This is a genomic window from Halobaculum halobium, from assembly GCF_030127145.1.
Lineage (GTDB): Archaea > Halobacteriota > Halobacteria > Halobacteriales > Haloferacaceae > Halobaculum > Halobaculum halobium.
Window position 1 is genome coordinate 2,377,832 of sequence record NZ_CP126158.1, and the last position, 12,384, is coordinate 2,390,215.

At 69.1% G+C, this 12,384-nt stretch carries 13 protein-coding genes; 5 read left to right on the forward strand and 8 right to left on the reverse strand.

Features of this window, described 5'->3' with window-relative positions; translation table 11 throughout:
- Positions 1-70 precede the first annotated feature (70 nt).
- A complete protein-coding gene (locus P0Y41_RS12430; protein WP_284061634.1) occupies positions 71-787 on the forward strand; it encodes a M48 family metallopeptidase in 717 nt (238 codons plus the stop codon).
- Positions 788-802: 15 nt separating this feature from the next.
- Here the strand turns inward: P0Y41_RS12430 and P0Y41_RS12435 are convergent, their stop codons facing one another.
- Entirely contained in the window at positions 803-1,165 is a 363-nt protein-coding gene (locus P0Y41_RS12435) for a response regulator (protein ID WP_284061635.1), read from the reverse strand.
- Positions 1,166-1,247: 82 nt separating this feature from the next.
- Between P0Y41_RS12435 and P0Y41_RS12440 the strand changes: the two genes are divergently transcribed.
- From P0Y41_RS12440 to P0Y41_RS12450, 3 genes are all read left to right on the forward strand, one after another.
- A complete protein-coding gene (locus P0Y41_RS12440; protein WP_284061636.1) occupies positions 1,248-2,954 on the forward strand; it encodes a globin-coupled sensor protein in 1,707 nt (568 codons plus the stop codon).
- A gap of 39 nt (positions 2,955-2,993) precedes the next feature.
- A complete protein-coding gene (locus P0Y41_RS12445; protein WP_284061637.1) occupies positions 2,994-3,413 on the forward strand; it encodes a CopG family ribbon-helix-helix protein in 420 nt (139 codons plus the stop codon).
- Positions 3,414-3,739: 326 nt separating this feature from the next.
- The gene (locus tag P0Y41_RS12450; protein ID WP_284061638.1) at positions 3,740-4,882 is read left to right on the forward strand and encodes a CBS domain-containing protein; all 1,143 of its coding nucleotides are present in this window, start codon (positions 3,740-3,742) and stop codon (positions 4,880-4,882) included.
- A 91-nt stretch (positions 4,883-4,973) separates the two neighbouring features.
- Here the strand turns inward: P0Y41_RS12450 and P0Y41_RS12455 are convergent, their stop codons facing one another.
- From P0Y41_RS12455 to P0Y41_RS12475, 5 genes are all read right to left on the reverse strand, one after another.
- Positions 4,974-5,840, reverse strand: coding sequence for a hypothetical protein (locus P0Y41_RS12455; protein ID WP_284061639.1), 867 nt, complete (start codon positions 5,838-5,840; stop codon positions 4,974-4,976).
- Between the two features lie 7 nt (positions 5,841-5,847).
- The gene (locus P0Y41_RS12460) at positions 5,848-6,921 is read right to left on the reverse strand and encodes an actin-like salactin (protein ID WP_284061640.1); all 1,074 of its coding nucleotides are present in this window, start codon (positions 6,919-6,921) and stop codon (positions 5,848-5,850) included.
- Between the two features lie 2 nt (positions 6,922-6,923).
- Complete coding sequence (locus tag P0Y41_RS12465; protein ID WP_284061641.1) at positions 6,924-7,382, reverse strand: FlaD/FlaE family flagellar protein; 459 nt, start codon at positions 7,380-7,382, stop codon at positions 6,924-6,926.
- Positions 7,383-7,505: 123 nt separating this feature from the next.
- Positions 7,506-8,543: a DUF3179 domain-containing protein gene (locus tag P0Y41_RS12470; protein ID WP_284061642.1), complete on the reverse strand. Its 1,038-nt coding sequence runs from the start codon at positions 8,541-8,543 to the stop codon at positions 7,506-7,508.
- Positions 8,540-9,346, reverse strand: a complete 807-nt coding sequence (locus P0Y41_RS12475; protein ID WP_284061643.1) for an alanyl-tRNA editing protein — start codon at positions 9,344-9,346, stop codon at positions 8,540-8,542. Before P0Y41_RS12475 ends, P0Y41_RS12470 begins: the two co-directional genes overlap by 4 nt.
- A gap of 202 nt (positions 9,347-9,548) precedes the next feature.
- On the opposite strand from P0Y41_RS12475, the gene P0Y41_RS12480 reads away from it, so the two are divergent.
- The gene (locus P0Y41_RS12480; RefSeq protein WP_284061644.1) at positions 9,549-10,244 is read left to right on the forward strand and encodes an HD domain-containing protein; all 696 of its coding nucleotides are present in this window, start codon (positions 9,549-9,551) and stop codon (positions 10,242-10,244) included.
- A 37-nt stretch (positions 10,245-10,281) separates the two neighbouring features.
- Here the strand turns inward: P0Y41_RS12480 and P0Y41_RS12485 are convergent, their stop codons facing one another.
- Positions 10,282-11,274, reverse strand: coding sequence for an NAD-dependent epimerase/dehydratase family protein (locus P0Y41_RS12485; RefSeq protein WP_284061645.1), 993 nt, complete (start codon positions 11,272-11,274; stop codon positions 10,282-10,284).
- Positions 11,275-11,382: 108 nt separating this feature from the next.
- Positions 11,383-12,378, reverse strand: coding sequence for an NAD-dependent epimerase/dehydratase family protein (locus tag P0Y41_RS12490; protein ID WP_284061646.1), 996 nt, complete (start codon positions 12,376-12,378; stop codon positions 11,383-11,385).
- Positions 12,379-12,384 lie beyond the last annotated feature (6 nt).

The following is a 12,384-nucleotide window of genomic DNA, read 5'->3' on the forward strand; positions in this document are numbered from 1 at the left end:
CTGTTCTCGACCGACTACCGGAGCCGTCGCGTCAGAGGAATTTTGTATTCGGATCCGGTGAATGCGCACGATGGCAGCGCCGTCGACGATCGACCTCGGGGGTGAGACCGTCGCCTACGAGGTGCGTCACAGCGCGCGCGCCGAGCGATCTCGCATCGACGTGGGACTCGGGGGGGTGACGGTCGTGATCCCGGACGGCGCGGTCGTCACCCCGACAGCGGTGCTCCGCTCGCACGCCGAGTGGGTCCTTGAGCGCGAACGCGAGGCCGCCGCCCGGCGGGAGCGACTCCCGGAGCGTCGGTTCGAGGCGGGGGCGACGTTCCCGTACCTCGGCGAACCGCACGAGGTGGTCGTCGAGACGCGGTCGTACTCGGTTGCCAGCGACGACGCCCTCCGACTGGCGGCCCACCACGTCGAAGACACGTCGGTGAAGCGGGCGCTGGAGACGCTGTACCGACGGCTGGCGAGCGAGCGGTTCGAGTCTCTCGCCGACCGCCACGCGGCGGCCATGGGCGTGGACTACCGCCGGATCGAGGTGCGGAACCAGCGGACGAAGTGGGGGAGCTGCTCGACGTCGGGGACGGTCAGCCTGAACTGGCGGCTGCTGTTCGCGCCGCCGGCGATCAGCGAGTACGTCGTGATCCACGAGCTCGCACACCGCCGCGAGCTGAACCACTCCGACGCGTTCTGGTCGATCGTCGAGGAGCGCGACCCGGCGTATGCGAGCCACCGCGAGTGGCTCCGGGAGAACAGCCTCCAGTTGGTGTTCGACCCGGCGGACCTGTGACCGCCGGCGACCGGGTCAGGATGCGAGCGCGCTTTCGACCTCCGAGCGCAGCGTGTCCTCTTCGACCGGCTTCGTGACGTAGCCGTCGGCGCCCGCCTTCACCGCCTGCCGCATCTGGTCGCGCTGCTCGACGCTGGTACACATCACGACGCACGCGCCGGGATCGCGCTCTTTGATGTCGCTGGTCGCCTCGATCCCGTTCACCTCGGGCATCATGATGTCCATCGTGACCAGATCCGGCCGGGTCTCCTCGAACAGGTCGACCGCCTCAGAACCGTTCTCGGCCTCGCCGACGACATCGAAGTCGTCCTCGAGGATCCCCCGGATGAGCGTTCGCTGAAAGCCGGAGTCGTCCACGATGAGGATCCGTCTCGCCATGGACGACTCTACTCCGTCCCGGGGATAAGCATTCACCTGGCGGATCCGGGTGTGATAATCGGGGCGCTCGGGTTAAGACGCGGTGGCGGGGACGCTCGGGTACATGGGATCGCGGGAACCACGGACCGACGCCGAAGCGGGCGGCGATCGCAGTCGAGCAACCGAACGACGCGACGACGCAGGGCGAGCGGACGACCGGACGAAACAGGGCAGACACTCGGGGACGCAAACGGACGGCGGCGTCGCGGGCGCCGGCGGGTCGCCCCTGGACGGACCGGGCACCGACGGACCGCCAGGCGGCTCATCCGGCTTCATGGTGAGCGATGCCGATCGCCGCGGCGTCGACGGGGCCGACCTGGCCGCGCGGCTCGGCCTCGACGAGGCTGACATCCGAAAGCGAAAGCGGTACAGCAGACTCTCTCCGAGCGACGAGGAGACGCTCTCGTCGCTCGAACCGCTGCTGGAAGACCTCGCGCCGGCGTTGGTCGACGAGTTCTACGACCACTTCACCGACCACGAGGAGACGAACGCGATCTTCGGCCGGTCGAGTAAGGGGATCGAGGCGCTGAAGCGGACCCAGCGACAGTACCTGACCGACCTCGCCGGCGGCGATTACGGGGAGGACTACTTCCAGCGGCGCGCCCGGATCGGAAAGCTCCACGACATGCTGGACCTGGGCCCGCGGGTGTACTTCTCGGGCTACAGCATCTACTACGAGGGACTGATGGACGCACTCGCCGACGAGGCCCGTTCCGAGGCGGGCGTGGAGCCGGCGTCGCCGGGCGACGACGCCCTCGCGCGGTTTACCGACCGACTGCTCCCGCTGTTGAAACTGCTGCTGTTGGACCAGCAGGTCGCGATGGACACGTACATCGACTCGTACGTCCAGCAGATGGAGACGGAGATCGAACGACGACGGGAACTAACCGACGAGGTGACGCGGGAAGTCGAGGCGCCGCTCGACGACATCGGCGACGCGGCCGCCGGCGTTGCGAGCAACGCCGACGAGCTGGCGGGGTTGGCGGAGCTGCAGGCCGATCGGATGGCCGACGCGGAGGCCGAGGTCGGGACGCTCTCGGCGAACGTCGAGGAGGTGGCCGCGAGCGCCGAACAGGTCGCCCAGGTCTCCGGAGACGCCGAGACGCTCGCCGAGGAGGGCGTCGACGCCGCCGGCGACGCTCGCGACACGATGGAGGACATCGAGGCGGCGACCGACGAGGTGACCGACGACCTCGACGACCTCCGCGAGCGGGTGGGCGAGATCGACGAGGTCGTGTCGGTCCTCGACGGGATCGCCGACCAGACGAACCTCCTCGCGCTCAACGCGAACATCGAGGCGGCCCGCGCGGGCGAGGCGGGCGACGGCTTCGCGGTCGTCGCAGACGAGGTGAAAAGCCTCGCTGAGGAGTCCCAACAGCGCGCCGGGGAGATCGAATCACTCGTCGAGAACATCCAGACCGGCGCCGAGGACACCGTCGAGAGCCTCGAACGGACCGAAGAGCGGATTCAGGACGGAGTCGACCGCGTCGACGAGGCGATGGAGCGACTCGATAGCATCGCCGAGGCGATCCGGGAAGCCGCCTCCGGCGTGGAGGAGGTGGCGCGAGCCGCCGACTCTCAGGCGTCGACAACCGAAGCGGTCGCTTCGCTGGTCGAGGAGGCCAGCACCGAGGCCGCGGCGGTTCGGCGCAACGTCGAGGAGATCGCCGACGCGGCCGACGACCAACGGGTCCGGCTCGACCGCGTCAGCGACGCTGTCGGCCGACTCACCGACGAGTCTAGCCAGTGATACGGAAGGCTTAGTAACTCATCGCCCTTCAATTAATACATGGGTGTCGTCAGCGTCTCGATGCCGGACAGCCTCGTCGACCGAATCGACGAGTTCACTGAGGAGCACGGCTACACCGGTCGCAGCGAGTTCCTCCGTGAGGCAGCCAGGGACCTCCTCGGCGAGTTCGAAGACCGCACGCTCGAGGACCGCGAGCTGATGGGTATCGTCACCGTGGTGTTCGACTACGAGGGGACGGCCGTCGAGGAACGGATGATGCAGCTTCGACACGAACACGAGGAGATCGTCGCCTCGAACTTCCACAGCCACGTCGGCGACCACAACTGCATGGAGCTGTTCATCCTCGAGGGCAACCTCGAACAGATCTCGACGTTCGTCGGGAAGATCCGCGCGACGACGGACACGAAGACGGTCGACTACTCGGTCACGCCCATCGGCGACGCCGAGGGGATCGTCTGACCCACGCCCGCCGGCTTTGGTCGCGGACGGCGTCGACTACCGTCGAATCCGCGGCCGAGTTCGTCACCGACCTGCACGTATTGTACGGTACTGACGTTCGCGACTCAGCCTGCGTCGTTGACGGTGGCGCTGTCGCCTCCGATCCAGTTCTGACTTATCAGCCAGGCGAACGGTGGGCCGGCGTGTCTTCGTCGGTTGGATCCGGTTGAATCATCCCGCTGTTTGGGGGTTTTACTGCGTCTGCTGGTAGCACAGCACACACATTCAGTATCCGGGATCCGAACCAAGCTTCAATACACGGGGGATCGTACCCCCGTATTGGAGTTATGGACATCTCAGATATCGCCGTGCCGGAGTTCGTAGAGGTGGACGCGGGCAAACGACTCGGGAAGATCCGCGCCATCTTCGATCGCGAGAATCCGAAGGGCATCATTGTGATGGAGAACGGCGAGTACGCGGGCGTCATCGGCGAGCGCGAACTGATCAACTCGCGCGTCGACGACGACACCAAAGCCGCGGCGCTGATGAAGTCGGCGCCGGAGGTCGCCCGCACCGAGGACGTACGCGAGGTCGCGCGCGTGCTGGTCGAGGGTAACGTGAAGATCGCGCCCGTCTACGAGGGCGAGCGACTGTACGGTATCGTCACCGTCGACGACATCCTCGCGGCCGTCCTCGACAACCTGGACGCGCTGGCCGTCGACGACATCTACACCGAGGACGTGGTCACCGTCCCCGAGGACGCCCACGTCGGCCAGGCGATCAACCGGCTGCGTGAGAACGGTATCTCGCGGCTCCCGGTCGTCAACGAGAACGGCCACCTGCAGGGTATCCTCACGACCCACGACATCGTGGACTTCGTCGTTCGCGACGACGAGCGGCAGGGCAGCGGCGACCGCAGCGGCGACCTCGACCGCATGCTCGACCTGCCGGTGTACGACATGATGTCGTCGCCGGTGCTCACCGTCACCGCCGAGATGTCGGTGCGTGCGGCGGTCGAGCTGATGATGGACAACGACGTGAGCGGGCTGGTCGTCACCCCCGGGGAGCGCGACGATCTGGTCGCCGGCGTGCTCACCAAGACCGACGTGTTGCGCGCGCTCACGTTCACCGAGGAGGACGCGATGGACGTGCAGGTGACGAACGTCCGCCTGCTCGACACGCTCTCGCGCGAGGACATCCGCGAAGCCATCGGGCAGGTGTCGAACAAGTACCAGGAGATGCGCGTGCTCCACGCGCACGTCCGCTTCCACGAGCACAAAGAGAAACTCCGGGGAACGCCGCTCATCCAGGCACAGATCCGGCTGCGGACCACGCACGGTCAGGTCGCCGGCTCGGGCGAGGGGTACGGCGCCGAGCACGCGTTCCACGTCGCACTCGACAAGTTGGAGCGCAACGTCCTCGAAGTGAAGGGCGTCACCGCCGACGAGCGCTACCGCGGTCAGCTCCTCCGGAAGCTCGGGGAGCTGTGACCCGGTAGCCGTCTCGTCGAAGTCCCGCAGCACGGCTGATCCGCGGCGGCGCGATTCGCCGTCGGTCTTCGCGCGGTCCCGCCGTCGCGTTCTATCGACCGAGCAGCCGAGCCAACGTCCCGGTCGACCGTTCCTCCTCGACGCCGGCCTCCGTTCGGAACCGCTCGATCGCTCCGTCGTCGATGCCGTCGGCGTCGAGCCGAAGGGTGTCCGCGTCGCCTTCGGTCTCGACGACGACCTCGCGACCGCGAGTCGCGAGATAGACGCCCATTAACGCCACGCCGAGGAGGAGGACGAGCGCGCCGCCGACCCGGAGTGCGTCGTCGACGAGCGAGAGCACCGAGAGCACGCCGCCGACCATCGAGAGGAGTCCGCCGAGGCCGGCCGCGCCGGCGCCCTCGGGCGTCGCCGCGTTCATCGAATCGAGCGAGACCGTCGAGCCGCCGAGCACCATCGCGAGTCCACCGACCACGGCGTAGGCGATGGGCCGGACGAGCCAGTCGGTCGCGGTCGACGACGGCGACACGGCCGTTACGTTGACGCGGTGGACCCCGCGGAGGGTCGCGCGCTCGTCCGGGTCCGCGTGGGGCGCGTACGCGAGCACCCGGTGGCTCGTCGCCACGAGGCGACCGTCGGCGGCAGGGAGGTCCGCACGGACCTCCTCGCCGGCGTAGAGGTGCGACTCGACGGGATCGGAAGCCGGCGCCCCCACCGCCCGGTCGCCGGCGGCGACGCCGGAAGCTACATCGCCGTCGCCGCCGCTGACGACATGGTCGGTCGAACCGAGAGAATCGGGGTCGTCGAGCGGCGACGGCTCGGCGGGCGAAACGACCGTGTCGGCGCCGTCGGCGCCGAACGAGCCGCCGTCGGTCGGTGGCTCGACCGCCGACCCGTCGTGACCGTCGGCCGGCCGGTCGCGGTCGTCGTCCGCGTCGCCCTCGAAGTCGAAGCCGCTCATCGGCCCCTTACTGGCCCGCGAGCTTCTCGGCGATGCGCCGAGCGCCCTCCGCGGCCGCGAGGTCGGGCTCGTCGGGCACGACCACGGTCACGTCGCGGTCGAGCTCCTCGCACAGCCGACGCTCGAACTCCTCGGCGAGGCCGGGGATGCACGCCATGCCGCCCGTGACGGCGATCTCGTTGTTCAGCGAGAGCTGGTACACCTTCATGTAGTCGTTGGCGAGCTCCGGGAGGAACTCGTTGGCCACCTCGTCGACGGCGGCGTCGAGATACCAGTCGAGCGCGTCGACGACGCTGTCCTCGATGGTGAACTCGTGGGAGCCGCCGCCGGGCTGCTGGATCACGTCCGAGAACGGCTCGAAGTTGCCGACGTTGCCGTGCTCCTCTTTGTACTCTCGGGCGGTCGTCAGGTCGACGTGCACCCGCCCTTGCGTCTCCTCTTCGACGTTGGCGACGATGCGGCGGTCCACGTCGTTACCCGTCACCGAACCGGTGGAGAAGGGCACGAGCTGGTCGCCGCGGCGGTAGGCGCAGGCCTCGAGGTTCGTCGATCCCATGTTCACGGAGATGAACACGTCGTCGACGGCCTCGACCCCGCCGCCCATCGCAGGGATGGCACCGCACAGCGACTCGGGGTACGCTCGCATGGTGTCTGCGCCGATGTCCGAGGACTCGATGACCTCGGTGAGGTTCTCCAAGCCGGCGTCGTTCTCCATCGTCGGGATGGCGTACACGACCGCCGAGTCGGCGGGGACGTCGTTTGCCGCGAGCAGTTCTCGGAAGAACCGGCCGGCGAGCTCGGCTCGTTCGTCGTCCTCCGGGAGTCCGGAGCGGAGCATGTACTCGACGCGGTCGGGGTACTCTGTGGCGGCCTGCTCCCCGAACAGGGCCTTCTCGCTCCCGGTGATCGCGTCCTCGTACAGCGCGAGACACGTGAGCGTCCGCACCGTCGTGAGGGCGTCGCTGTCGGCGTCCTCGGGGTACCGGAGCACGGTCCGCGTGGAGCCGAGCTTCACGCCGATCGGGGTCGGATTGCTGGACTCGAAACTGTCGTCGTCTGCGGATTCAGATTCTGCTGCCATGGTTATCGGAGCGCGGCGAGGCGGGCGACGAACAGCAGGCTCGTGCGATGGTGGCCGACGGAGAGCCGCGAGCCGTCGGTGTCGTCGAAGGCTTCGAGGTACGCCGCGAGGGCGTCCTCGACGGACTCGTCGAGCCACTCCACGTCCCGATAGAAGGCGAGCGCCTCGCGGGCGCGTTCGCGCCCGCCGACGCCGACGAGGTAGCGTAACCAGTCGAGCACGAGCTGGGTCCCGACCACCGAGTCCGGAAGACTCGGCAGGTAGGGCCTGCTCGCGCCGCCGGCCGCCGCCTGAAGGAGGAAGGCGTCTTCCACCTGCGCCGCCCGCACGCGCGCGTCCGCTCGACCGAGGAAATCGTCCGGCTGCGTCCACCGGTCGGGTTCCTCGTCGGCGTGCGTCGGCGCCGCCGCTCCCGTCAACGCTCGCAACTCCTTCGGGTCGTAATCGCTCGGTCTGAGCATGTCCTGGTTCGTCCGCACTCCCTGTGCCGCTGGCAGTCGCTACCCGGAACTGTCATAAATAGCTGCGCTCCTGAATATCACGTCTGAAATAGCGGCCGGGGACGGGCAGGTCGTCAGCGACGGTCAGGCGCGAACCAGCGAGTCTGCGCCGTGGTCGTCGACCCACGCGAACGCGAACAGGCGGCGCGCGGGGAGCCGCTCCAGCGCGTCGCCGACGGACGCCGCCCCGGTGTGGGCCGCCGGCTGATCGACCGTCTCGCCGGTCGCGCCGTTCCACAGCGCGTCGCCGCCGCGGAATCCGCCGGAACGGGGCTCCCAGTCGTATCCGGGATCGCGGAAGGCGTGGACGCCGCGGTCGTCGGTGGCGAACACGACGACGTCGACGGCTCCGACGGCGAGCGTCACGAGGCCGCCCGCGTCGGCGACGACCGGTTCGGGCACGCCGACGGACTCCCGGTCCCCGTTCGCGTCGTCGAACGAGAGGCCGCAGACGACGGCCTTCGGGTCGAGCCAGTCCAGGTCCCACGTGCGGGAACCGGACCCGTCGCCGCGGTGAGCCTCCAGTCCGAACCCCTCCGTGTCGAAGTACGCCTCGTACGGCCCGGCGTCGTAGTCGATGCTCGCGGGCCTGTCGTCGTCGCTGGCGGCCTCGCTCGCCCCGCCGGGCGGGGCCATGACCGCGCCCTCGGGGTGGTGGTCGCGAAAGCATGATAGCGTGTACAGCGACGCGGCCAAGACGTCGAGGCGCGTCCCGCGGAGTTTCCCGCCGATAGCGACACCGGCCGACTGCTTCCACTCCGACCCCGTCTCGCGGTCGTACATGACGAGGTCGTCGTCCGCGAGCTTTCCCGAGACGCCGAACTCGAGGGTTCGCCCGTCGACGACGCGGTCGTAGACGACGGCGCTGCCACACAGCGGGCACCACGTGACTGCGACCGGCCGACCGGCGATCTCGTCGTTGACGATCTCGTGGTAGTGCAGGTACCGGACGGGGTAAGCTCGGGCCTCTCCGTCGATCTCGAGGGCGATCACCTCCTCGTCGGGATCGAGTTCGCCGTCCGCGACCGCGACGAACGTCGGGTCGTCGACCGACGGGATAGCGTCGCGCGGGATCACCTGCCGGACCTCGCCGGGTTCGCGGATCAGTGCGTCGTCGCTCACGTGTCCGCGAGCGTGAACTCCACGCGTTCCTTCTCGCCGCCCTGCGTCGTTCGACCCTCGACGGTCACCTCGCCGAGCGCGTCGGTCCCGTCGACGTGGGTACCGGCACAGGCGGTTCGGTCGAACGGGTCGTCCGCCCCGGCTGCTCGCGCGTCGCCCCCCTCCCCGCTCGCGCTTCCCGGGGCGCTCCGCGCCCCGCCGATCTCCACGATCCGAAGCTCGGTGATCGAACTCGGGAGCAGGTCGATCCGCGTGCGCTCGGTGTCCAGTTCTGCCTCGGCGACCTCCCGGTCCATCGTGTAGTGGCGCACGGGGAGCGCGTCGTCGACGAGGGCGTTCATGCGCGCCTCGATGTCGGCGAGGTCGGTCTCGGAGAACTTCGGGTGCTCGGCGTCGAGGCGCGCGCGGTCGGCGTAGAGCTGGTTGCCGACCGTCCGGGCGTCGAAGTCTGCCAGCAGGACCGCCGAGAGGAGGTGCTGGGCGGTGTGGTAGCGCATATGGGCGTGCCGGCGGTCCCAGTCGACGACGCCGCGGACGCGCGTGCCCTCGGGCGGCGCCGCGCCGTCGAGGTGATGGTACACCGTGTCCGTCTTCTCCACGTCGGTGACGGCGAACTCGGCGCCGTCAGCGTCGCCGCCGGTGGCAGCGTCGAGCGCGCGGAGCGTCCCCGTGTCGTTGGGCTGGCCGCCGCCAGTCGGGTAGAAGTGCGTCCGGTCGAGGACGACGCGGTCGTCGAGCGCGCGATCGACAGTCGCCTCGAACTCGCCGACGGTGCTGTCCGCGAGATACAGCTGTTCGGTCACGCCCGAACGTGGGCGACGGGCGCACTTAGCGGTTCGTGAGGCGGCCGTTCGGGCCCCGCGTCGCCGAGTCGGTCGGTTCGGCTCGGTTCGCCGCGCCGGGTCCGACCTGTCGTAACGACTAAGGACGAAACAGGCCGTATCATTCCGTAATGAGAATATCATTCGTCTCTTCGCGAACTGATCTACACCGGGGGTGGACACCGTGGGCGTCGAAATAAAGGGCTCGCGCGTCACCTCCGAGGAGATCGCGGACATGGAGCACTTCGTTCGCGAGTACCTCGCGGCGTCCGTCGAGAGCGAGGACGACGGCGGCCGGATGCGGTGGTACCCGTGGCACTCCGCCGAGTACCGCTTCAACCACATCCTGAACGTGGTCGACATCGCCGAGCAGATCGCCGCCAAGGAGGGCGCGGACACCGACGTGGTGCGCGTCGCCGCGCTGTTTCACGACGTGTCGAAGCTGGAGGCCGACCAGGACGTCCACGCCGAAGAGGGTGCCCGCGTCGCGCGGCAGTACCTCGAAACGCACGGCGAATACCCGGAGTCGTTCGTCGCCGAGGTGTGCTCGTCCGTCGAGGACCACTCGTATCAGGGGCCGGTGACGGACCTCTCGCTTGAGACGCAGTGTCTCATCGAGGCCGACCTGCTCGACAAGGTGGGTGCCAACGGCACCACGCTGATGATCCTCCGGATGGGATACGAGGCGCGGACGCACATGGACGCCGCCGAGATGGTTCAGCGCGTGTTAGAGCGCGGCCGCGAGCACGCCTCGCGCGTCGAGAGCGACACCGCCGAGTCGATCGCACACGAGCGAATCAAGCGCGTGAAGTGGTTCCGCGAGTGGCTCGAGGACGAGGTCGCCGAGATGAGCCACGACCGCGAGTTCGACGCGAGCTGACGCGACCAGTCGACGGCAGCGACGCCGACTCCCGGCTTCAGAGCGTGTCGAGCACGCCGAGCACGCGCTCTTCTGCGTCCCGCCCGGGATCGTGTTCGCTCCCGTCGCGGTCGCTGTCGCGGTGTTCGGCCACCGTGGCCTCCATCGCCTCCGACAGCGGCGTCGACTCCCAGCCCAGGCCGGCCAGCTTGTCCGTGTCGAGCACGTGCGGGTAGTCGCGATAGAGCACGAAGTCCTCGGGCGCGAGGTCGGCGGCCGCGAGTTCCCGTTCGCCGGCGTGGACGACCGCGCAGTCTGTGTCGGCGGCGTCGGCGATCAGGTTTATCATCTCCTCCATCGTGACCAGTCGGCGGTCGCCGACGTTGTACGCCTCGCCGGGCTCGCCCGCCTCGGCGACGATCCGCAGGGCGCTCGCCACGTCCTCGACGTACGCGCGATGCCAGAGGTTCTGCCCGTCGCCGGGGACGACCACGCGGTCGTGATCCAGCACGCGGTCGATCCAGTAGTCCAGCCGCTCGGTGTAGTCGTGCGGGCCGTAGACGATGCACGGCCGGACAGACATGGCGTTCACGCCCTCCTCGGCGGCGGCGGCGATCTCGCGATCGCCCTCCGCCTTGCGCGGGCCGTAGGAGTCGTGGGAGTCGTCGGTCGCCTGCTCGTCGGTGCACTCGCACAGCTCGGTCTCGCCCTCGCGCTTAGGAATCTCCTCGACGCCGTAGGCCGACCCCGAGGAGATGTACACGTAGCCGTCGACGTCGGCGAACACGTCGGTGGCGACGCGAACGTCTTCGGGGTAGTAGGCGACGCAGTCGATGACGACGTCGGGCTCGACCGAGAGCTTCGCCGTCTTCAGGTCCAGCTCCTCGCGGCGGTCGCCCTCGACGTGCTGTACCGTGTCGTGTCCGTCGAACGGGTTCTCGTGGTTCCCGCGGTTGAATATCGTGACCTCGTAGCCGTGGTCGAGCAGGTCGTCGACGACGTGTCGCCCGATGAAGCGCGTGCCGCCGATGACGAGCGCGGTGTCTGCCATACGCGGGGCGTCGCGCGCGGCGGCCGAAAACCTCGCGGTCCCCGGACGGATCTCCGGTTCGCGGCGGGGTGCGCGGGCGAGCGAGCGCCCGACACGTCGCCGGCGGCGCTACTCGTCGGCCACCGCCGCGATAACGGCTTCCTCGGTCCGTCGGTCGAGCGACTCCTCGGGGCCGGTGACGCCCGCCTCGACGTGCGCCTGAACCGTGTTGGCGACGTACTCCGCCGGCGGCGTCGACTCCCATCCGAGGGCCGCGAGCTTCTCGGTCGACACGAGCATCGGGTCGGGGGCGTAGAGGGGCACGTCGATCGGGGCCACGTCGTGGGCGGCGAGTTCGCGCGCGCTCGCGTGGACTGGCTCCACCTCCGTGTCGAGTGCGTCTGCGATCAACTCCAGCGAGCGATCGAGGGAGTAGGCGGATCGGTCGGCGGCGTTGTACGCCTCGCCGGGCGCTCCCTCCTCGGCGACCAACAGGAGCGCGCGAGCGAGGTCGCGCACGGACACCCGGTGGAGCAGCGATCCGCCGTCACCGGGGACGAGTACCTCGTCATGCTCGGCGACGCGGTTCACCCAGTAGCCGAAGCGCTCTGTGTAGTCGTGCGGCCCCTGCACGAGCACCGGGCGGACCGCCATCGCCTCGACGCCCTCGTCGGCGGCCGCGAACACCGCGCGGTCGCACTCGGCCTTGCGCGGGCCGTACGTTTCGACGGAGTCGTCGTCCTCCTGTTCGGGGTCGCACGGGTGGAGGGGCGTCTCGCCCTCGCGCATCGGCACGTCGCCGGGGACGTACGCCGACCCCGAGGAGACGTACACGTAGCGCGCGTCGGCGAACACGTCGGTCGCCTCGCGAACCTCGCCCGGGTGGAGCCCGATGAAGTCGACGACGACGTCGGGATCGACGGCGTCGCGGGCGTCCACCAGATCCGCGCGCTCGGTTCGGTCGCCGCGCAGGTTCTCCGCGCCGTCGCGGTCGGCGAAGGGGTCGCCGTGCTCGCCGCGCGTAACGGTCGTGACGTCGTAGCCGGCGCCGAGGAACGCCTCGACGGCGTGCCGGCCGATGAAGCGGGTGCCGCCGACGAACAGCGCGGTGTCGTAGCTGGGCATGTGGTC

Bases quoted from the DNA above. Each gene is read 5' to 3' on its own strand.
- P0Y41_RS12460 (WP_284061640.1), bottom strand. From the start codon at position 6,921: ATGGCAGCAGAATCTGAATCCGCAGACGACGACAGTTTCGAGTCCAGC.
- P0Y41_RS12485 (WP_284061645.1), bottom strand. From the start codon at position 11,274: ATGGCAGACACCGCGCTCGTCATCGGCGGCACGCGCTTCATCGGGCGA.
- P0Y41_RS12445 (WP_284061637.1), top strand. From the start codon at position 2,994: ATGGGTGTCGTCAGCGTCTCGATGCCGGACAGCCTCGTCGACCGAATC.
- P0Y41_RS12455 (WP_284061639.1), bottom strand. From the start codon at position 5,840: ATGAGCGGCTTCGACTTCGAGGGCGACGCGGACGACGACCGCGACCGG.
- P0Y41_RS12490 (WP_284061646.1), bottom strand. From the start codon at position 12,378: ATGCCCAGCTACGACACCGCGCTGTTCGTCGGCGGCACCCGCTTCATC.
- P0Y41_RS12430 (WP_284061634.1), top strand. From the start codon at position 71: ATGGCAGCGCCGTCGACGATCGACCTCGGGGGTGAGACCGTCGCCTAC.
- P0Y41_RS12450 (WP_284061638.1), top strand. From the start codon at position 3,740: ATGGACATCTCAGATATCGCCGTGCCGGAGTTCGTAGAGGTGGACGCG.
- P0Y41_RS12435 (WP_284061635.1), bottom strand. From the start codon at position 1,165: ATGGCGAGACGGATCCTCATCGTGGACGACTCCGGCTTTCAGCGAACG.
- P0Y41_RS12465 (WP_284061641.1), bottom strand. From the start codon at position 7,382: ATGCTCAGACCGAGCGATTACGACCCGAAGGAGTTGCGAGCGTTGACG.